This window comes from Sphingobium sp. HDIP04 (assembly GCF_000445085.1).
Taxonomy (GTDB): Bacteria; Pseudomonadota; Alphaproteobacteria; order Sphingomonadales; family Sphingomonadaceae; genus Sphingobium; species Sphingobium indicum.
The window spans coordinates 59,740-80,046 of record NZ_ATDO01000115.1 but is presented as its reverse complement, the minus strand read 5'-3'; the positions used below and the strand labels follow the sequence as shown (position 1 = coordinate 80,046).

Genomic DNA, 20,307 nt, shown 5'->3' with positions numbered 1-20,307 from the left:
CCCAGCGCCCAATGCGCTAGGAGTAGCTTAAGCACTCCGCTGGCATCGTCGAGACATGGATGCCGTCGCTGCAACTCGCGACTAGGAGCTCGGATCTCAGGACGAAGGTCTCCGCGAATGTCCGGTCGATCCGCGCGACGTCCCAGGCGGGCGTTCCCTTGGCGGACATCCACGCCGCAGCGTCGTGCATCAGCCGCACAACCTCGTCGATATCACCCGAGCAGGCGACCCGAACGTTCGGAGGCTCCTCGCTGTCCATTCGCTCCCCTGGCGCGGTATGAACCGCCGCCTCATAGTGCAGTTTGATCCTGACGAGCCCAGCATGTCTGCGCCCACCTTCGCGGAACCTGACCAGGTCCGCTAGCGGGCGGCCGGAAGGTGAATGCTAGGCATGATCTAACCCTCGGTCTCTGGCGTCGCGACTGCGAAATTTCGCGAGGGTTTCCGAGAAGGTGATTGCGCTTCGCAGATCTCCAGGCGCGTGGGTGCGGACGTAGTCAGCGCCATTGCCGATCGCGTGAAGTTCCGCCGCAAGGCTCGCTGGACCCAGATCCTTTACAGGAAGGCCAACGGTGGCGCCCAAGAAGGATTTCCGCGACACCGAGACCAATAGCGGAAGCCCCAACGCCGACTTCAGCTTTTGAAGGTTCGACAGCACGTGCAGCGATGTTTCCGGTGCGGGGCTCAAGAAAAATCCCATCCCCGGATCGAGGATGAGCCGGTCGGCAGCGACCCCGCTCCGTCGCAAGGCGGAAACCCGCGCCTCGAAGAACCGCACAATCTCGTCGAGCGCGTCTTCGGGTCGAAGGTGACCGGTGCGGGTGGCGATGCCATCCCGCTGCGCTGAGTGCATAACCACCAGCCTGCAGTCCGCCTCAGCAATATCGGGATAGAGCGCAGGGTCAGGAAATCCTTGGATATCGTTCAGGTAGCCCACGCCGCGCTTGAGCGCATAGCGCTGGGTTTCCGGTTGGAAGCTGTCGATTGAAACACGGTGCATCTGATCGGACAGGGCGTCTAAGAGCGGCGCAATACGTCTGATCTCATCGGCCGGCGATACAGGCCTCGCGTCCGGATGGCTGGCGGCCGGTCCGACATCCACGACGTCTGATCCGACTCGCAGCATTTCGATCGCCGCGGTGACAGCGCCGGCGGGGTCTAGCCGCCGGCTCTCATCGAAGAAGGAGTCCTCGGTGAGATTCAGAATGCCGAACACCGTCACCATGGCGTCGGCCTCCGCAGCGACTTCCACGATGGGGATCGGGCGAGCAAAAAGGCAGCAATGACGCCGTGGCACATTGGCGACTTCCACGTGGAAGTTTCACCGAGCTGACTCGGCTGGAGCATGGGCTTGGTCATGATGCGGTCCTTCGAGTCGAAAAGCCCGGCAACCGATAATGGCTTCCGGGCAACCTTATATGAAGAAATGTCGCATGAACGGCCGACTATGGCAAACATAAACGCCAATTTGGTAGCAAAAAGCCCGCGCGAGAGTAGCGTCGCAACTGTTTGAGATTCATGATGAAAGGCGTCGCGTTAATGAAGACTCACCGTGGCGCAGCGGCAACGCATCCAACACCCAGCGACGAACAGGCGACCGCCGTCAGGGCGTCAGGTAACGGATCACTGGATCGGCATAGGCGAACGGTGATCGGCCATAGCGCCGGTCCGCAAACGCCCAGGACTTCCAGACCCGGGCGTCGGCGCAGTGGCCCACAAACAGCCACGGCCACCCGCGCATCGCCCGGGCGGTGAGGCCTGATAGTCGATGTCGATCAGCGGCCGAAGCGGTCTCGATCTGCTTGGCGGCGTAGGGCGCGGGATCACCGCCCCAACTGCGCGCGACCTCGTCGCGCAGACCCTGCGACCGCTCGCCGCCGCTGAGCACGGTCATCACCTGACGAACCAGGCCGAAATAGGCCAGCGGGTGAATGGCCTCCAAGTCGGTCCGCGGGACGACGTCGGGCGCGAGCATTTCGCTGAGCCGAAACTCGAACTGTAGCGCCTGGCTCTCGGCCGCCATCACCGGGTGGTCGCGCCGATCGGCGGTGCAGATGTGGCACCAGGGATCGGCGCCCCGATGAGGGACCGCGGGCGCGCCGCAGTCATGGCAGCTGTCGGCCAGCACCAAGCCGTGGCGAGGACAGGTGCTGGCGATCGCCAGGCGCCAGCGACGCCGATAGTAGGGCTCGGCGTCCTCGGTCAGGCAGAGGGGGCACCACTGCTGGCCCGGCCGCCGGCGGGTGCGGTGATGAATGCCCACGGGCAGCAGCCACTGGGTCGCCCCCGTGACCCGGACCTCTTCGAACAACGTGCCGACCCAGGGCCGGAAGGTCGTCAACTCCGCGACCTGCGCATCGACCCCGGTATGCGCGACCAGCCCCTCCATGAGCCGAGGCGGCGCCAGCCCGTCGATGTCGCGATTCCAGATCTGCAGCCCGGGCCAGACGGCGTGACAAAAGCTATGCAGCTTGGCGGAGTTGCCGAGCGCGATCCGCCGCAGCCAACTAGAGAGCAGTTCGTCGGCCTGCGGGCGGGGACGCCAAGGCCACAGACGCAGGTCCGACATCTCAGAGCGGCGGCAGCGAGGCGGCTCTGAGGAGGACGTCCTCCCGCTGCCGCCGAACCGATGGCCTCACATGGTTCAGCGAGCGCAGCAGCGGAAGATCAATGCGCTCTTTCTCTGAGCGGATGGCCATCAGGGCGGCGCGGCGCACCAGATAGGCGATCTCGCGCGTGGTCCCCTCCGACTCGTTGATAATCCAGGTCGCGATCTTGTCATCGGAAAGCCCGGAAGCGTGGCGAAGCGGCAGACAGGTCTCCAGGCTGTTGAGCAGGCCATAGGTCTGTTCGTTATGACCCCAGACCTCGAGTCGATGCGGCTCGAACCGGCGCTCGATCTGCGGGTCCCACCGAAGCGTGCGCAGCGCGGCGATCGTGCCGCACCCGACGATGGTGATGCCGAGGTCATTGCCGAGCAGCTTGATTGTCGCCAGCGCCTCTTCGCGTTGTTTGCGATTGCCCTTCTCGATGTGATGCAATTCGTCGATGACCAGGATCTTGACCCCGCTGGTTCGGAGCAGTCTGAGGACGTCAGGATAAAGGGTGTCGGTGCTCGCGCTCTTGCCGTAGGGCGCGTTGAGTTGCCCAAGGATCCGCACCAGCAGCCCTCGGGCAGAACCGGTCGGCCCCATGCTCACGACCAGCACCGGGACGTTGGCCTTGGACGCCCTCGGATCGTCCGGGAGGTTCTGCAACTTGGCGAAGCGCTTGACGATTTGGCTTTTGCCGATGCCCGACGGCCCCCAGATCAGGATGTGGCTGTCGCCTTCGGTCGGATAATCCTCCAGCGCCTCCTGAAGCCGCTCGGTGATCGCATCGGCGGCGGCGTAGCGGATGAAGACTTTCTGCCGGATCAGGTTGAGCCGCTGGGCGGTGTTGTCCGCCTCAAGCGCCTCGCGGGCGGCCTTGGTGAGGCGGCGGTCCTGCGAGATGAGGATCATTCGTCGATCTCATAAAAGATGTCGCGACGAACCGGAGCCTGCGGCGCTGGCGGTGCGTCTTCGGAGATGGGCGCATGCGGCGTGAGTTCGGCGGTGACTTGTTCGCCGACCCGCCGACGCTCCTGCTTCAAGCGACTCCTGTGTCGCTTCTTCGCGTTCTGTGCGTCCTGCTCCAGCAGGCGTTGGCGCTCCATTGACGCCATGATGGTCGCCATGTCCGGCTTGTCGCCGATTTGGGCGACCAACCGCTTGCGGGTCTCGTTGAACTCCCACACCGACACGTTGGGAACCATCATCAACGCGCGCTCGTTTCGTTTGAGCGACGAGGAGATGCTGCGATCCCTGCACAAGCTCTACCAGCAAAAGGGCCTGCTGTCGGGCATCGTGATCGACGAATGCGACGGCCTCCCATCGAGCAGCGCCTATAGCTCTCGCTTTGGCAGTCTGCTGCGCGCCTATCGCCTCATCGGCTTTACGCCGGATCGCGACTATCGCTACGTTCAGGTCAATCGCGATCTGCGAAAGCTCCATCCCGAAATCCTGCGCCAGGTGCTCGACGGCTTGAAAGCCACGGGCAGCGATGCCTGGCAGGACCTCCAGACCGACCGGGTGATCGTCAACAACGAGTTCAGCCTCGGCGTGGTGGTGGCGCGATGCGTCGAGGCGCCGACCGGACTTCTGCGCTGGCAGTTGCGCTTCGACACCTCGCTTGCCCCCGACATCACCATCGTGGTGCGCATGGACAGCGCCAATCGGGCGCCGCTCGATTACTATCTGTTCCCGCGGATCGACATGTTCTCCGAGAAGCTGCGCTTGGCGGAGGACAATGCCTTGGGGCTCGACGCCTACCGCTTCGACGATCTCGATCTTCTTTATGAAATCGCAAAGCCCGTTCCTCTCGCGGAGGCGATCTGATGCCAGCCGTCCGTCCCAACCAGATCGAAATGATCCCCATCTCGCGGATCACTGTGCTCAATCCCCGCGCCCGCAACAAGCGTCAGCATCGGGAGATCGTGAACAATATTGAGGCCATTGGTCTCAAGCGCCCGATCACGGTAAGCCGCCGCGTCGGGGCCGGCGGTCCCCGATATGATCTGGTTTGCGGGGAAGGCCGGCTGGAGGCCTTCCAGATGCTGGGGCAGACCGAGATCCCGGCGGTGGTTATCGAGGCCAGCGAGAGCGAATGCCTCGTGATGAGCCTGGTTGAAAATATCGCGCGGCGCACCCCGCGTCCCATCGATCTGATGCGCGAGATCGGCGCCCTTCGCTCGCGCGGCTATAGTGATGTCACCATCGGAGAAAAGATCGGCGTCGGGGCGTCCTGGGTCAACATGATCGGCTCGCTCCTCGAGCGCGGCGAGGAGCGGTTGGTTTCCGCGGTCGAAACGGGGCTCATTCCGATCACCCTGGCGATGGAAATCTCCAAGGCCGAGACGGAGGAGGCGCAGAATCTGCTCCTCGACGCCTACGAGACCGGCAAGCTCAGGGGCAAGCGGCTGGCCGCTGTTCGTCGCCTGCTCGAAATGCGGTTGCAGAGCCAGCGCAAGGGCGGATTGCCGACCGGGCGCTTGGGGCGCAAAGCCAGTAGCCGGCGGATGACGGCGGCCGATCTCATGCAGGTCTACCAGCGCGAGGCGGAACGCCAGCGCCTGCTCGTCAAGAAATCGGATTTCACCCAGGTTCGTTTGTTGTTCGTGGTCGAGGCGCTGAAGGACCTGCTCGCCAATGACGGCTTCATCAATCTGCTGCGCGCCGAAGGGCTGGCGACCATGCCGCGGGCACTCAAGGCTCGCGTATCGGGGGACGATCATGGCTGATGAACCGAAAGACCGGGAGGACGGCCATATTCATCTCGCTTTTGACCGAGACTTCCTGACGATCCCCGTGGCGGGAATCGTGCCGCTCAAGACGCTGCCGGACGGCGCCAGGGCGAGCCGCTCCTATGCGCAGGTTCTGAGCTCCATCAGGGCGATCGGCTTGATTGAAGCGCCCGTCGTGATGGCCGACACAAAAAATCCCGGAACCTGGTTTCTCCTCGATGGCCATCTTCGGCTGGAGGCGTTGAAGGAACTCGGCGTCGTCGAGGTCGAATGCCTGCTCGCTACCGATGACGACACCTATACTTACAACAAGCGCGTCAACCGCATACCGCCGATCCAGGAACACCGGATGATCGCGCGTGCAATGGACCGGGGTGTGTCGTCGGCTGACATCGCCGCCGCCTTGAATCTTCAGGTCGAGTCGGTGCTGCGGCGTTTTCGGTTGCTGGAAGGGATCAGCCCCGAGGCGGCCGAGATGCTGAAGGACACGCCCTGTTCGATGAAGGTGTTCGACATTCTGCGCCAGATGACGTCGGTCAGGCAGATCGAAGCCGCCGACCTAATGATCGGTCAGAACAATTTCACCGTCATGTTTGCGCGTGCGTTGCGCGCGGCGACCTCTGAAAACCAGCTTGCCACTGCCCGCAAGGGAAAGGGCGGCGGCAAGCCGACGCCTTCAGGCCAGCAGATCGCCCGGATGGAGCGCGAATTGGCGGCGCTCCAGACCCAGGTGAAGTCGGTTGAGGAGACTTACGGTATCGACAATCTGCATCTGACCGTCGCGCGCGGATACATCGCCAAGCTGTTGGCGAACAATCGGGTGGTTCGTTGGTTAGCGACTCATCAGCAGGACTATCTCAGCGAGTTTCAGAAGATCGCCGAGATCGACACGCTCGGCCCGATCGCGGAAACGCCGAGCGCCTGAGGCAGGTATATGGGGACCCGGACCCGATAAGCGCGGGGACCATGGGAGAAGCCGCACCGTGGGGCGGATCAATCATGGTGGCGGGAATGGCGGCGAACCCGCATGAGGCCCACTAGGTTGGCCGTCATATGGTCCAGCCGCATGAGGGGTGGTTTGCCTCGCATGAACTGAAGGTGGGCGGGCGCGTCGGAAGCGCCGACCGGCGCGTCCGCCATTTGTGCTGAGCGATCAAGCACTATCCATGGCGCTTTGTTCAACTCGCTTTGGGGCGCGGCACTGCACACGATTCCTGTCGTCCCACGCCTCAAGCTCATCGACCCGGTAGAGGACCGCTTTGCCGATTTTTACGAACGATGGCCCGATCTTCATCGCACGCCAGTTCCGAAGGGTGCCAACGGAAACGCTGCCGCGATAGCGTTCGGCTACCTCTTCCGGCGTGAGAAATGTGGTCTCTGGCATAATCCCTCCTTCGGCAGAAGACCTGCCGTTGATGGTCGAGCGCGATGCGCATTTCGGGATGTGTCGGTCATTCAGAGGCACCGGCACGCTGGCCGAGCTTTGATGGCGCACGCTCCTGCATGACCAAACATGAGCGCGCGGAAGTGGTCAGGGAAGTATCAATCGTCAGGCGTAGGGAACGCGGATAGTCGAGGATACAAATAGGCGGGGATGCGTAGTGGTCTTCCCGTTTGCAAAGGCTTTTGATGCCAGATGCAGTGAGGTCATCACGCTGACCTGTCGAACGACTCTGGCTCGAGCCGAATTTGCAGGTCTACAAGCAGGTTGGAGTCCATGCCGTCACCGGCCAGGGTTTGCAGGTAGTCGAGCAGATCGTCCTGCCGCGGTTGACCGAAGGCCAAGCGATAAACTGTGAGGCTGCGTTTGAGCCAGGCGAGCCGTGTGACTTCGCGGCTGAACGGCAACAGCGGCACGCGCCGTTCGACCCGCACGGAGCCCTCGTAGATCCAGTAGGGGATGAGGTCGGTATCGACCGTGGCCTCGGATCGCGCCTGTTCGAACATCAGCCGCCACGGGTCATCGGGAACCTGCCCGCACGCCCTGACGACAGCGGCCTGGCGTTCCGCCAGGTTGAGGCGCACGGCGTGGCCCTTGAAGCGATGAACCCGGCCTTCGCGCTGTTCAAGGTCCACCGGGTTGCCCGGCAGGTTCCAGTGGTAGACGCGATAGCAATAGGGATGAAAATCCAGCCCCTCCTGACCGACGGACGTCGTGGCGAGAACGAACGGCCGAAACGGCGAATTGAAGGCGTCGCGCACTCCTCCAAGCCGCGCGACGGCGCCGTCCTCGTCCTTGTAGTCGGCGAGCCGCATCGCAAAGCGCCCGCGCATCTGGAATTTGCCTATCGTGAGGGCGCCGTCATCGACATGCACGTCATCGACGTCGATCTGCGATGGGCGGACAGCCAAGGCCGAGGCCATGGCCCGGGCGACGCCGATCGCGCGCTCTGCGGCGGGACGCGCCCCCAGACCCTCGGCGTCGACGAGATAGTGGGCGTATTCGTCCAGGACGGCCTGAAGATTGTGATCCGCACAATAGGTCAGCACACGATGCCAGTACCGATCGTCGGCGTTGCGCCTGAGCAGCGCAACGGCGTCATGCTGGTTGAACAGTGTCCGGAAGGACCAAGCGACATCGGCGGCCGCGCTGAGCAAGCGCGGATCATCCCACGCCAGTTCTGGCGCGATCCGCTTGAGCGCGCGAAGCGCACAGACCGCCGGGCTGCCGAGCGCCACATCGACCAGCAGGTCCGGCAGATCGGCGGAAGAGGCGCTGATCGTGCGCGTCTTTACGGCGCCCGCGAGTTCGGCGACATGATCCTGGAAGGCGTCCTCGCTCGCCAGCGCGCGCATGCCGTGGGGCGTCTCCAGCCAGGCGCGAGAGCGCTTTCCTAGCGCGTCGTCGATCACGGCGGGCGCGGCCCATTCCGCACCAGCGGTATCTGCCTCTGGTCCTGCGGTTTGCTGGATGACGTCCATTGCGGGCTTGAGCCGATCCCTGATCGCATCGCGCATCGCGTCTTGCGACACAGCGCCCTGCTCGGCGAACACCGCAAGCGGATCGGCCAGTTCCGCCAACGCCGGCGATGGATAGATCAGCAGCAGGGCGCGAAGGCCCGCGAGGCGCCCCTGATCCTGACGGAACTGCAAGGGGCGCAGGCGATGCTGGTCGAAATAGCGGCGACCGGATTCCCCAACCCCCATACGCCGTTCGGCTTCGTAGGACAGGAGGGCCGCCACAGCGTCGGGCACCATGGACCAGGAGGAGAAGATCAGCGCCTTGGTAAGCGGGGGGCCAGGCGGCGTCGCGCCATAATAGGGCATGGCGGCGGGGATCCAGAGATTTTGCTCGAGATGCTGGCCGAACATGTCATCCATGATCGCCCGCATACGGCCGTTGGCTGGCTCCAGCGGTGCGTAGGCGTCGATGGACTCCCGATCGAGCATGGTTGGACGCGCCGTCCGGATGGCGTCGCACAGGGTCGCCGAAGGCGCCTGCGCCTGGGCCGCCAGAAGCTGCTTCAAGCTGTAATGGCGCATGAAGTTGAGCAGGTAGGGCGCTGATTTCCAATATTCAATGATCTCCGGGGCGTCGAGCGTGCGCGCCACCTGCGACAGGGCCGACGCCTGGGCGAGGTCGGCGGGGGCGACCGAGACCGTGATGGCGGGTTCGCTCATCATGGAATCGCGTTCGATCGTGGATGCAATCCGTTCGGTGCGCGCGATCACGCGTCGCAGGCGTTGTTCGATCGTCTTGCGGGCCTCGACGGCTGAAGCGTGCGATTGCGGGAGGGCGTGCAGGAGGCCGCGGAAGGCGCGCATTTCGTGCGCCAGGGTGGCGGCCACGTCCGGGCCTTTCTCCCGGCCGTAGAGGAAGCTCAAGGTTTCGAGGAAGTCCCGATAGTGGTCGCCTTCGTCCGGCTCATCGCCGGCGAGCGTGAGCATCCGGTACGGCGTGGCGGACAGCAGCAGGGTGCGGGCAGCGTGTCCTTCGGCCCCGGAATAGTCGAACAGTTCGCGTGCGAGGATCGCCGCATCGCTATCGCCATGCAGAAGGTCCCGGAACCGCTGGAACTCGTCCATGATGATTAGGTCGGGCTGGAGGGCGTCGACGCAGGCGTGGGACAGTTTGGCGCGGAGTCGGGCGACCAGAGCGTTGCGCGGATGGGTCATCTCCGGGGGATAGGCGTCCCGTCGGCGCGGGAAGAGGTCGCAGACCCGTTCGAGCTCCTCGAAGAGGTCGCGGTCCGCCTGCACGTCGCGGCGGAAGCGCGCGATGATGCGTTTGTCGACGCCTTCAAGGGTGAGGCTGTCCACGGCGCGGTTCCAGCCATCGGCGCCGGCTGTCACTTGCAAAAGGTTGTGGAGGCCGCGTGGGCGCGAAACGAGATCGCGCAGGAGATGGCACAACAGGGCGCGTTCCTGCGTCACGCCCGTCGCGGAGCGCAAATCGAACGTCGTGCCCGGCGTCAGGCTGATGAAGTTCACCTTGTTGGCGTCGAGGCCCGTCTGGTCGCGCAGCTGCAAGGGAATGAGGGTCATGCGGGTCGGTAGGGCCAGTTCGCGCCGGCCGAGCACATTCAGCCGGTTGAGGTTCTGGGCGGCGATCGCCTGGTTCGAGCAGATATAGAGGATGTCGATGCGTTTGGTGCTGTCCCACAGGTGCTCGATCATCCGGGCGATGACCCCGCGCGCCACCATCGTCTTGCCCAGACCGACCTCGTCGGCGACCAGGAATTGACGGACGGGATCGTCCTGGCCGTAGAGCCGGTCGAACACATAGTCGACGGTCCGCCGCTGGAAGACCTTGAGAGGGGCGAGCGCCGTTTCGGCGCGGAACCGTTCATTGCCCATGCGCGGCGTCCTCGGCTGCGAGCGCGCCCCGGAATGCGTTCCACAGGGCGCGGAATTCGGGCGGGATCGGATCGGTATCGGCGCCGTCTCCGGTTTCCAGGCGCGCGATCAGCCTTTCGATGGCGCGCAGCTGGTCGCCGCCGCGGCAGAAGGCGCTGACCATCTCCTCCAGGATCGGCGCATCGTCGCTTGCCGCGCGCCATGCGCCCTGGCCCGAACCGTCTTGAGCCGCCAGCGCCGCGGCGAACGGATCGCCCAATTCGGAAAGCAGCAGCCGCAGATAGCGAAAGAAGGCGTCCTTGCTGTCGATCACCCAGCGCAGGATGGCGGCGTGGCGCTCGGCAGGCAGCCCTTCCATGATGAGCCCGGTGCTGAACAGGATGGAGACGTCCTTCTGCTCGTCCGTCAGCTGGCAGGCCAGGAAACGGGTGAGGTCGACCAGCGGCATCGCGCCCAAGTCCGCGGGCTGTCCCTGCCGAAGCCGCTCCAGCCCATCGCGCGCGTGACCCTCGCCCCGCGTGATCGGCCAGACACGCAAGCTACCGATCCCCGCAAGGGAGAGCGGCTCGGACGGGACCAGCCAGACCCGCCAGAGCGGCGCGCCGTCATCTGCGGGCTCGGCGCGTTCGCAACGCAGCCTGAGGCCGCTGCGGCAAATCTCGCGCCGGGCCTGATCCAATCGCGCCTCGGCGGCGCGTTGCGCGGCGTCGCCAGGGTTCAGTTCGTCGCGAACGAATGGTCGCGTCAACCGGCCGAACCCTTTGTCGCCAAGGATTTCCTCGACGCTGCCGACCCGCGATCGCTTGCCGGTCAGGGTCGCGAAGAGCTCGACATTGCGGCCAGTCACCAGCGCCGGCCGTGTGGCGTTGCCAGATCCGACCGTGATCGCGGTGTCCCAGCCGCGCTCGGCGATGAAGGCTTTGGCGTGAAGGCCCTGCAAGGTCGTCGCATCGGCCTCTTCGCCGTCTTCGGCGGCCGCCATTTCGTCGAGCACGGCGACGCGAGCGAAACGGTCGAGTGTCGCGCCCGACACCTGCACGAGTTCGTCGGAGCGTCCGATGAAGACGGGCTTGTCGGCGCTGGCCAGGCTGGCGAGCATCTCCAAGGTCTGGTCGTCGCAAAAAGGCGAGACGACGCCGAGCCGCGCGCAGGGGTCGGGACGCCATGGCTTGCCGCCGAGGCCATTGACCGCGAAGGTGACGCTCTGGAACGGCTCTGGCAGGCTCCATTCGGCGCGTCGCAGGTCTTCAGCGATTTCACCGACAAGGGTGCTGGTTCCGTCCGGCGCGCCCGCGGTCGCCAGATCGGGGAGCCGGCGAAGGAAATTGGCGAGCCCACGGTTGGCGGCCTTTGGCTGCTTCGTGATCACGCCGTCGAAGGAAGCGGCGATATCCCAGGAGCGGTCGCGCGTCAGGTTGCGCGACAGGATGATCAGGCGCAGCCGCGCCGGATCTTCGGGCCTCACCGGCGTGAAGCGAAGCGCCCACATCTTGGGATGGAAGGCGCCGCCCTGCGGCGCGGCGACCTCGACCACGATGCGTTCCAGCAAGGAGCACAGGCGGGAATGCGGACGCGCGCTGGCCTGGATGTGGCCGGCGTCGGTGAAGACGACGAGCCGACCGGCGATCCGCTCCGCGCCTTCCAGCAGGGCCACGGGATGGGAGAGGATATCGTCGCGATTTTCGGCGGCGAAGAGGGCCAGGCTGACCGGCACGGCGAGCGCGGTCTCGAAGTCGAGGGAGTAGGTCGTGGCGACCGCCGCGTCGAAGACATAGCCGGCGGGCGGCTGAAGATTGGCGCCGTAGAGCATGCGCTGCTCGGGATCGAGGCTGCGTCTATTCAGCATTGGCAAGATCCCGCAGGTGAGACTTGGCCTGCGCCCAGCGGAAGCTGAGGCGATCGGCGCCCGATGCGCCGGTCCAGCGGTCGCGCACGGCGTGATTGCCAAAGCGGGACTGACTGGTCTTGAGGCGGCGTTCGCGTTGCTCGACAAGCTGGCGGGCCGCTGGCGCCGAGATCACCTGGTCGGCCCCAAGAACCAGCTCGCACCACTCGGTCACGAAGCGTTTGGCTGCGGGGCGGACGGTGTGCGCCGGATGCTCCACGACGGACCAGAACTCATCGAGCGACCAGGCGCGGACGGCGCCGGGGTCGAGGTCGTCGCGCCAGGCGGCAAGCCGCTCGCGATACGCCTCGATCCAGTCGTCGCGTTGGCGCAGCTCGCTGAGTGCGAGGTTATAGAGCAGCGCCGCGCCGTGCATGACATGGGAGAAGATTTCGCCGTGCTGGACGAGACGGCGGGCGGCGGCTGGAAAGGCCGACAGATGGGGATGCATCCAGATATGGTCGCAGTCCGCGTCGATGCCTTCGCGCGCCAGCATGGTGAGCAGAGCGGTTGGCTGACTGGCGACCAGGCGGTCGATGAGGAACTGCGCCTCGTCGGCGGTCAGGCGGAAGTTGGCCTGATCGAGCAGGTCGTCTGGCATCCGCGGCAGGGCCGGATTCCAGACGGCGGGCGCCGGGGCGCTGGCCAGGGCGTCCTCGCTTCCGGATGCGCCGCGCGAGCGGCCACGGCCGCGCAGGGCGACGAACAGGCTGTCGAGCGAGCCGGGAAAAGCCCGAATGCCCCACGCGCCCAGCCCCGCCCAATAGACCGAGCTGGGCAGCCGCTGGAGCCGTGGGCCCGCATCGCGGCCAATGACGCCATTGGACTCGCCGCCGGCTTTCAAGGCGTCGGCAAGTCGGATCTCGGTGTCGCGCGCCTCGGCGCGGAGCTGGGCCTCGGGGATTTCTCGCTTCTCCAGCGCCCGATAGAGCCAGGGAATGAAGAGCATGTACCGCAGGCGCGTCTGGATCGTGCTGGTGCCTGGAAAGAGGTGGTCGGCGATGGAATCTCGGATCGCCCCCAATCCCAACTCGTCGCGGGTCTCGCGCTCCTGAAAGAGCGCCATGATGCGTTGGGCGCGCTGGCGCTCGGCTTCATCGAAATCGATCCATCCAAGAGATGACATGGGTTCAGCCGGCCCCATGCTCAGAATGGGACGATGGCGGGTTCGTCGGTTGGACGGGAATGACGTTGCCGGACGTCATCAGAACGATCAGGCCGCGTTCGGCGCCGGTCATGTCAAGATAGGCCCGAACCTGCGCCCGATAGTGATCGAGCGTTCCAGGCGCCGGCGTCACATCGCTTTTCCAGTCCACGACGACGGCGGGCCGGCCTGCGTCGGTCAGGGTCAGGGCGTCCGCGATCCCGGCCGTCGCCGTCTCCGCCCCGTCGGCCTGATGCACGGCATAGACAGAAAACTCGGCTTGGAGCTTCGGCAGCAGGGCTGCGATGTCGGGCAGCGCCAGGGTCCGGGCGACGCAGCCCGCCAGTTCTTCGCTCGACAGGCCCGTCGCCGGATCGGCGACCGGGGTTCGTCCGAGGGCGCGGATCAGCACGCCGGCCCGTTCGGCGAGGGCCGCCACTGTCCGCTCGGTTTCGCCGGTCAGCACCTCTTCCATGAGCTTGTGCAGGATCAGGCCCCGTTCACGGCCGCCCTGGACCAAGGCGGCGGCGTCCAGCTCGGGAGACGCGTCGTCGGCCGTCCCGATCCAGATCGCCGTCTCTTCTTCCCTAAGGACGGCTCCGGCGGCGTTTTCGTCGCGGCTGGGTGCAAGCCAGGTCAGCCGCGTCTGTCCGGCGGCGATGGTTTCGGCTTCCGCGGCGAAGCTTGCGCGCGTCTGGTCATTGACCGCTCCGGCGTCGGCGGTCGTGATCCCGGCAGGCAGATGCGCGGCATCCAGGCCGGGAAGCTCGGCAAGCGAGAGATCGACCAGACCGATCCAGGCCGATTTCGATGGCGTCGTATCGAGCCGCGGCAGAACGAGAAGTTCGCGGGCCCGCGTGGCGGCGACATACCAAAGCCGGATGCGTTCGCGATCCAGCTCGTCCTTTTCCGCCTGGCGCGCGGTCTCGTAGCCATCGGGCGCGACGCCGAGGACCGGGCAATAGAAGGTGTCTGTCTGGCGGTCGATGACGGCGCTGTCCGGCGCCATGACGCCGGTCATGGTGTTGATGGGGATGACGATCGGCCATTCCAGCCCCTTGGCCGCGTGCATGGTGAAGAGCGCGACGGCTTCTTCCTGGGCGTCCGGCCGGCCTTCGACCGCCCGCGCTTCGTCGGACCAGGCCGCTGTCATCGCCTCGGCGAAGGCGCGCAGGCCACGCACGGCGTAGCCGGTCGACAGGCTGAGATAGAGATCGACATTGGCCAGCGCGCGCTCGGCCTGACCACGATGGCGATCAAGGAGGATCGGGCGAACCCGCATGACGTCCACGGCCTGCGAGAGCAGAGCGTGCGGGGTCGTGCTGTTGCCGCGCCGGAAAATCGATTGCAGCCGCTCGATAACCTCGCGCACGAGCGGATGGGCGATGACCGCCGGGTCGACGCCGAGGTCGAGGCGCGGGATTCGAGCGGGTTCGTCCTCGGCGCGCGGAAGCCCCCAGACGACGTCCAGCAATTCTTCCTCGGTGAGGCCGACCAGAGGTCCGCGCAGCAGAGCGCCGAGCGCCAGGGTGTCGCGGCGATCGGCGAGGATGCGGGTCAGCGCGATCAGGTCCTGGATCTCCTGACGGCGGAACAGGCCCTTGCCGGCCTGGGTCGCCACGGGAATGCCCCGGCGCTCCAGGGCCTCTTCATAGCGCCACAGCTCCGCACCGGTCGGCGCCAGCAGGGCGATGTCGCCCGGCTGGCAGGGGCGTTCGGTCCCGTTGCGCCGGTCGATGACGGGCTGGCTGTCGATCAGCCGCGCGCACAGCTCGGCGATGGCGTCAGCCTCGGCGTCGCGCTGCTGCTCGGCGCTCGCCTTACCATTCTCGTCCGCGACGGCGATGTCGATGGCGGCTACGCACAGATCGCCTCGGTCGTCGTGGAACGGGTCCAGAGCGGTGAAGCCCGGCTGTCCATCGGCCGAGAGCACGGCCTCGAAGCGCTCATTGACGAAGGTGAGGATCGAGGCGCAGGAGCGGAAATTGGTGGAGATCGACAGGAGGCTGTCGGGGTCCTGGGCGCGAAAGGCGTCGCGGGCCTGCACATAGGCGCCGACGTCGGCGCCGCGGAAGCGATAGATCGCCTGCTTGGGGTCGCCGACCAGGAAGAGCGCCCCCGGCCGGATGTGGAACTGGGTCCAGTCGTCATCGCCGTCGACCGGCTCGCCGCACAGACGCCAGAAAATCTCGGTCTGCTGCGGGTCGGTATCCTGGAACTCATCGACGAGGACGTGGGCGAAACGCTGCCCGAGCGCGCGGCGAACGTCGTCATGGTCGCGAAGCAGATCGCGCGCGGCGAAAATCAGATCGTCGAAATCGAGTTGAGCGCTGGCGCGCTTGTGGGCGCGGTAGCGGTCCAGGATCGGACGCGCTTCCTCGATCAGGGCCGCGAGGGTCCGGCTCGCCGCGGCTTGGAGAAGCAGGGCCCATGCGTCGCAGCAGGCCGTGTAGTGGGCGTCGGCGGCGTCGTTCAGCCGCTCGCCATCGGCCTTAGAGAGACCGGCTTGCTTCGCCGCGGCCGCCCATTTGCCCTTTTTGCGGTAGGAGGCGAAGGCGCCGGCCTTGGTGCAAAGGTCCGGGTGGGGCCGCGAGGTGAGGAGCCCGACGAGCCCAGCGGGCGTCGCCAGATCAGGTCCGCTGGCCAAGGCGGTCGCCATCTCGATGAGCCGTTCGACGATCGTCACGGTTTCAGGTTCGGTCGCCGCTGCCGCGTCCATGAAGCCCGCGAAATCCGCCGTCGCCTGCCGGAACACCGCCAGGTGGCCGTCGAGCGGGGAGATGGGCGGCGCGGCGAGCGTGCGACGGCGGCGCAGATGCTCGGCGATCTTGTGGACCAGCGCCACGGTTTCGCCGGGGCTGTGCAGCACCATCTCGGCGAGGATGCCGCCCTGACCGCCGGACAGGCGCTCGCGCAGCCAATCATCGACCATTTCGAGGAAGGTGAGATCGGCCTGGTTGCGATCCATGACGCCGGCGCCGGGATCGATGTCGGCCTCCGCCGGATAGGGTTTGATCAGGCGCTGGCAGAAGCCGTGAATGGTCGAACAGGTGATTTCGTCGATCGCGGCGCTGGCGGCGGCGAGATTGTCGCAATGGGTCTGAGTGAGGCCGTCGGGCAGCGCAATGCGCAGTTCGGTCGCGATCTTGCCGATCGAGAGGTCAGCGACGAATTCACGGACACGGGACAGCAATTCGCTCGCCGCAAGTTCGGTGAAGGTGACAGCGGCGATGGCGCGCGGCGAGACGCCTTCGGCCAGCATGGCGGCGATACGTCCCGCCATGACGGCGGTCTTGCCCGATCCCGCCCCGGCCTCCACCAGGATCGACCGGTCGTGGACGCTGATCGCGGCGCGGCGCGCGCCATCGTCCTTCAGCCCTGTGGACACGCTGCTCATCATTCCACCTCCCAGATCCGAGCGACTTCGCCCAGCCGCTCAGTCGCGGCCGGGAGTTTGCGTTTGCAATAGGTTGCGCCGGCGTTGGCCGGCAGGGCGAAGGCGAGATCGTCATAGTCGCCGCCGGTATCGGCGCCAGGCAGGGCCGCGCCGCCGGCGAGGCTGGTCCTGGCCGCCCGGAGATAGCCCGTGATCTCGGTAAGCACCGCCTCGGGATTGTCGAGTTGGAGATCGACCGGTTCACGCGGGTAGAGCAGCGAGGCGCTGATGGCGACGTCGTCGCCGAGGAGCGCCTTCACCGCGAAGGCATAGAGGCAGCGCTGAAGCTCGCGTCCACCGTTCAGGCGAATGTCGCCGCGCGGCGGCCTGCCGGTCTTGTAGTCGCGAACGAGCGCACGCTTGCCGTCGCCCGAAATATCGAGCCGGTCGATATAGCCGGCGATGTTGAAGCCGGTGTCGGGAATCGTGACCGGCGCGTTCGTGTCCCATGGCGCCGCCGCGTCCGACTTTGGCTGCGAGCCGCCGAACGGCACCTCGCCGAAAGCGCGTGCGCCGGGCAGGACTTCGTCGCCGTAGGCCAGGGCGCGGCCGGCCATCAGGCGCGCGTCGTCGAGGGTGCGGCCCCAGATGACGGCGGGCGGAACCGGACGCTCGCTCTCCCAATCGGCGGCGACGGCTTGTGCGGCCCGGGCGACCGCCGTTTCGATGGTCTCCATGTCGGCGGCGGCGAGCCCGCCGCCGGTTTCGAGATCGCGCAGGGCGCTGTCGAGAACCATGTGGACAAGATCGCCGATCCCGAGCGCGTCGAGCACCAGCGGTTCAGCGCTGCTCTGCGGCTCGCGCCATCCGAACGCATAGATCCACACGAAGCTGAGCGGGTTGCGCAGCAGGCGGCGCAGCGAGCTGGCCGACTGGGTGCGATCGAGGATGGCGAGCACAAGGGGATGGTCGGCGCGCACCAGCCCGTCATGGGGCGTGATCTCGGCCTGTCGCCAGTCACGCCAGCAGCCCTGCGCGCCGATCGCTTGCGGATCGACGGCGAAGTCCTGCGGCCGGGCCATGAGACGGTCGGTTTCGCTGAAGGCGTGGGCGGGCGCCGCGTTGCGGCGCAGGTAGGTTTCATCGCCATGCCCGGCGAGCAGCGGGCTGCGTCCGAGCAAGCGACCGTCGGCATCGCGCCGGGCGCGTGACAGAACGACCGCGCCGGCGGTCGTGGCGAGGATCGTCTCGAAGTCGCGGCGGTCAGCGAGATTGACCGGCAGTGGATCGAGCACCGGGGTCGGGATGATATGGTCCGGGATCAGCCGGTCTTCGGCGATCCCGCGCGGCCAGCGCGAGGAGTTGAGGCCCAGGAGCCGAACGAAGCGGCGCGGCGACGCCGCAAGCGCGCTGGCCGGCATCCAGGCGACGCAGACGCACGCTTCCAGACCGTCGTCCTGCTTCAGGGTTTCCAGTGTCGCGTCGATCGAGGCGGCAGGCCCGGCGAGCAGCGCCTTGCGCCAGATCGCGAGCGCGCGGCCCTTGAGGAAGGCGTCGCCGATCTCGGCGGCGGCGACGGGGCCTTTGGCCAGAAGCTCGACACCTGCGCGTAGCGCCGGGGCGTGATCGGCGCCATCGGGCCAGTCTTCGGGCGTCAGGCGGGCGAGCAGGCGGTTCCAGGCGCCCGATGTCGAAAGCGGGGCGTCTGTAGGCAGGACGCGCAGCCAGCCTTTGGGGAGGGGTTCGAAAGGTCCGCTGTCCCGGCACAGCGTCGCCAGGCGGCGTAGCCGCGACTGCGACAGGCCGCGCACGACGATGTCGGCCAGCGCGGCGGCGGCCTGGCCTTCGCGCGTGGCGACGGTCCGGACGCCGTGAACGAAGTGCAGGTCGATATTGGCGTCGGCGCGCAGAGCCAGGAAGTGATCGTCATAGTCCGCAGGCGAAGCGGTCGCGAGGGCGATTTCCGAGGGCGATACGCCCGAGGCCAGGAGGCTTCGCACCCAGCGCATCGCCTCGATGGCCTCGTGATAGGCCGTCGCCGCGCTCATGGCGCTGACTTCGGGCGTTTGCGCCGGCGCGCGCGACACGGCGACGTCCATGCCCTCCAGCCATGCAGGCGCGTTCCTTGGGCCGGCGGTCCACTGCACGGGAATATGGGCGGTGAGCGCCTGAAGCAGCGGGCGCCAGCAGGGCGAGAGTTCGGTCAGTCCGGTGATTTCCATCGGACCGAGCACCGCCGGCGCGTGCGCGAGGCGGGTGGTTGCGGCGGCGACGATGTCCAGGGGGCGCATCATGCCGGCCGGAAGCTGATCGAGGACGGCGGCTTCGAGGCGCGCGATTGCGCCGAGACGAGGATGATCGGCGGCGCGCGCGGCAAGGTCGATACCGGCGCGCCAGGCTTTATGCAGGGTGTCAGCCGCTGCATCGATCATGCCCGGCAGGGCTTTGATGCTTTCCAACTCGGCCATCGGCGTCACAGGCAGGGCGGCCTGGATGGCCGCGCGCAGACTCTCGTCGTCGATCGGACGGACGAAACCGCCGGCCAGCCGCACCGCGGCCTGCTCGAACGACATGATCTGGAGACCGTGACGGCCGTCACGCCCTGCCGCCAGGCGGCCTTCCCGAATGGCGAGGCGGCCGTGAACGACCAGGGTAGATCTATAGGCGATGGTCATGGCCGCTCTCCTTCCGGGCGTCTCTCGACGTTGGGGTGCCGCGTCAGTGGCGGCGAACGCCGCCAGCTGGCCGGTGTGCTGTCCCGAGTGCTGCCGTACATGCTCCCTCCCGCCTGCATCCGATCGTCCATTGACGAAAGCCCCTAATGGGAATAATAATTACACGGACGGACATTGGTTGTCCATATAGTTTTTATGCCCATTGAACCGAGACGGATGCGATGACAGAGGCAGCGACGACGTTGAAGTGGGGGGTAGAGCGCCGGCTCGAATTCATTGAGTTCCGGCTGTTCTGGGAGGGTTCGATCAATCGCGCCGGCCTGGTAGAGGCGTTTGGCGTATCGGTTCCTCAGGCGTCGAAGGATCTGACGCTCTATCAGGAGCGGGCGCCTGGAAACATGGAATACGACACGCGCGCCAAGCGCTATGTCGCCGCCGAGAAGTTCATGTTGCGCTTCCTCGATCCTGATCCTTACGTCTATCTCGCGCAGCTTCGCTCGGTCGCCGAAGGCGCTGTGCCGTTACATGATTCCTGGATTGCGGCCCTGCCCAGCGCCGATGTCGCGCTGACGCCGAGGCGCGACATCGACATAGAGGTGTTGCGCAAGATCCTCGACGCCAGCCGTGAGGGCGTCTCCATCGAGGTTTTCTATCAGTCGATGAACACGGCGCGACCGGACCCGCTCTGGCGGCGCATCACGCCTCACGCTTTCGGCTATGACGGCTTTCGCTGGCACGCCCGGGCTTATTGCCACCTTGAGCACAAGTTCAAGGATTTCCTGCTGCCGCGCATTCTGGATGTGGGGGCGAAGGGCGAGCCGGGAGAGACTGGCGAGCGGGACTGGCTGTGGAACAATTATTTCGACGTCATGATCGGCCCGCATCCTGCACTGACGGCGAGCCAGAAGAAGGTCGTGGCCAAGGATTACGGGCTCGATCAGGGTAATGGCGTGCTCACGGTGCGTTATGCGATGCTTTTCTATGTTTTGAAGCGCCTGGGGTTGCTGGGTGATGCTGCAAAACAAAGCGCCCATACACAGCATATCGTGACAATAAACCGCAAGGAAACTGAGGCCGCGCTCGAGCGGGCTGAGCTTCAGCTATGAA

Annotated in this window: 15 protein-coding genes; 4 read left to right on the top strand and 11 right to left on the bottom strand. The window is 66.0% G+C overall.

The features are described from left to right. Positions 1–16: 16 nt before the first annotated feature. From L286_RS41465 to L286_RS41445, 5 genes are all read right to left on the bottom strand, one after another. Positions 17–259 (bottom strand): hypothetical protein, encoded by a 243-nt coding sequence (locus L286_RS41465; protein WP_000376617.1) that lies wholly within the window; start codon positions 257–259, stop codon positions 17–19. 126 nt (positions 260–385) lie between these two features. After that, positions 386–1,225: a sulfonamide-resistant dihydropteroate synthase Sul1 gene (sul1, locus tag L286_RS41460; RefSeq protein ID WP_000259031.1), complete on the bottom strand. Its 840-nt coding sequence runs from the start codon at positions 1,223–1,225 to the stop codon at positions 386–388. A 378-nt stretch (positions 1,226–1,603) separates the two neighbouring features. Beyond that, positions 1,604–2,569 carry a TniQ family protein gene (locus L286_RS41455; protein WP_015460530.1) on the bottom strand — a complete coding sequence of 322 codons (966 nt, stop codon included), beginning with the start codon at positions 2,567–2,569 and terminating at the stop codon, positions 1,604–1,606. Between the two features lies 1 nt (position 2,570). After that, a complete protein-coding gene (locus tag L286_RS41450) occupies positions 2,571–3,503 on the bottom strand; it encodes a TniB family NTP-binding protein (RefSeq protein WP_015460531.1) in 933 nt (310 codons plus the stop codon). Beyond that, positions 3,500–3,718, bottom strand: a complete 219-nt coding sequence (locus L286_RS41445; RefSeq protein WP_193746246.1) for a hypothetical protein — start codon at positions 3,716–3,718, stop codon at positions 3,500–3,502. The genes L286_RS41450 and L286_RS41445 overlap by 4 nt, the downstream gene beginning before the upstream one ends. On the opposite strand from L286_RS41445, the gene L286_RS41440 reads away from it, so the two are divergent. From L286_RS41440 to L286_RS41430, 3 genes are read left to right on the top strand one after another with little or no spacing between them, the layout of a single operon-like run. After that, positions 3,705–4,418, top strand: coding sequence for a recombinase (locus L286_RS41440; RefSeq protein WP_338010819.1), 714 nt, complete (start codon positions 3,705–3,707; stop codon positions 4,416–4,418). The genes L286_RS41445 and L286_RS41440 overlap by 14 nt on opposite strands. Next, positions 4,418–5,320 (top strand): plasmid partitioning protein RepB C-terminal domain-containing protein, encoded by a 903-nt coding sequence (locus L286_RS41435; protein ID WP_020818591.1) that lies wholly within the window; start codon positions 4,418–4,420, stop codon positions 5,318–5,320. The genes L286_RS41440 and L286_RS41435 overlap by 1 nt, the downstream gene beginning before the upstream one ends. Then, on the top strand, positions 5,313–6,248 hold the full coding sequence (locus L286_RS41430) for a plasmid partitioning protein RepB C-terminal domain-containing protein (RefSeq protein ID WP_020818590.1): 936 nt from the start codon (positions 5,313–5,315) through the stop codon (positions 6,246–6,248). Before L286_RS41435 ends, L286_RS41430 begins: the two co-directional genes overlap by 8 nt. A gap of 228 nt (positions 6,249–6,476) precedes the next feature. On the opposite strand, the gene L286_RS41425 is transcribed toward L286_RS41430, so the two are convergent. The 6 genes from L286_RS41425 to L286_RS41400 all read right to left on the bottom strand — a co-directional run bounded on the left by L286_RS41425 (position 6,477) and on the right by L286_RS41400 (position 19,200). Next, positions 6,477–6,707: a helix-turn-helix transcriptional regulator gene (locus tag L286_RS41425; RefSeq protein ID WP_020818588.1), complete on the bottom strand. Its 231-nt coding sequence runs from the start codon at positions 6,705–6,707 to the stop codon at positions 6,477–6,479. Positions 6,708–6,973: 266 nt separating this feature from the next. Further along, complete coding sequence (locus L286_RS41420) at positions 6,974–10,120, bottom strand: helicase-related protein (RefSeq protein ID WP_020818587.1); 3,147 nt, start codon at positions 10,118–10,120, stop codon at positions 6,974–6,976. After that, the gene (locus L286_RS41415) at positions 10,110–11,930 is read right to left on the bottom strand and encodes a phospholipase D family protein (RefSeq protein WP_020818586.1); all 1,821 of its coding nucleotides are present in this window, start codon (positions 11,928–11,930) and stop codon (positions 10,110–10,112) included. The genes L286_RS41420 and L286_RS41415 overlap by 11 nt, the downstream gene beginning before the upstream one ends. A 25-nt stretch (positions 11,931–11,955) precedes the next feature. Then, entirely contained in the window at positions 11,956–13,131 is a 1,176-nt protein-coding gene (locus tag L286_RS41410; RefSeq protein WP_020818585.1) for a DUF6361 family protein, read from the bottom strand. Between the two features lie 4 nt (positions 13,132–13,135). After that, entirely contained in the window at positions 13,136–16,546 is a 3,411-nt protein-coding gene (locus L286_RS41405; RefSeq protein ID WP_020818584.1) for a UvrD-helicase domain-containing protein, read from the bottom strand. Further along, entirely contained in the window at positions 16,546–19,200 is a 2,655-nt protein-coding gene (locus L286_RS41400; protein ID WP_020818583.1) for a PD-(D/E)XK nuclease family protein, read from the bottom strand. The genes L286_RS41405 and L286_RS41400 overlap by 1 nt, the downstream gene beginning before the upstream one ends. A gap of 221 nt (positions 19,201–19,421) precedes the next feature. On the opposite strand from L286_RS41400, the gene L286_RS41395 reads away from it, so the two are divergent. Continuing rightward, positions 19,422–20,306: a WYL domain-containing protein gene (locus L286_RS41395; protein ID WP_020818582.1), complete on the top strand. Its 885-nt coding sequence runs from the start codon at positions 19,422–19,424 to the stop codon at positions 20,304–20,306. The last annotated feature ends 1 nt before the right edge of the window (position 20,307 follow it).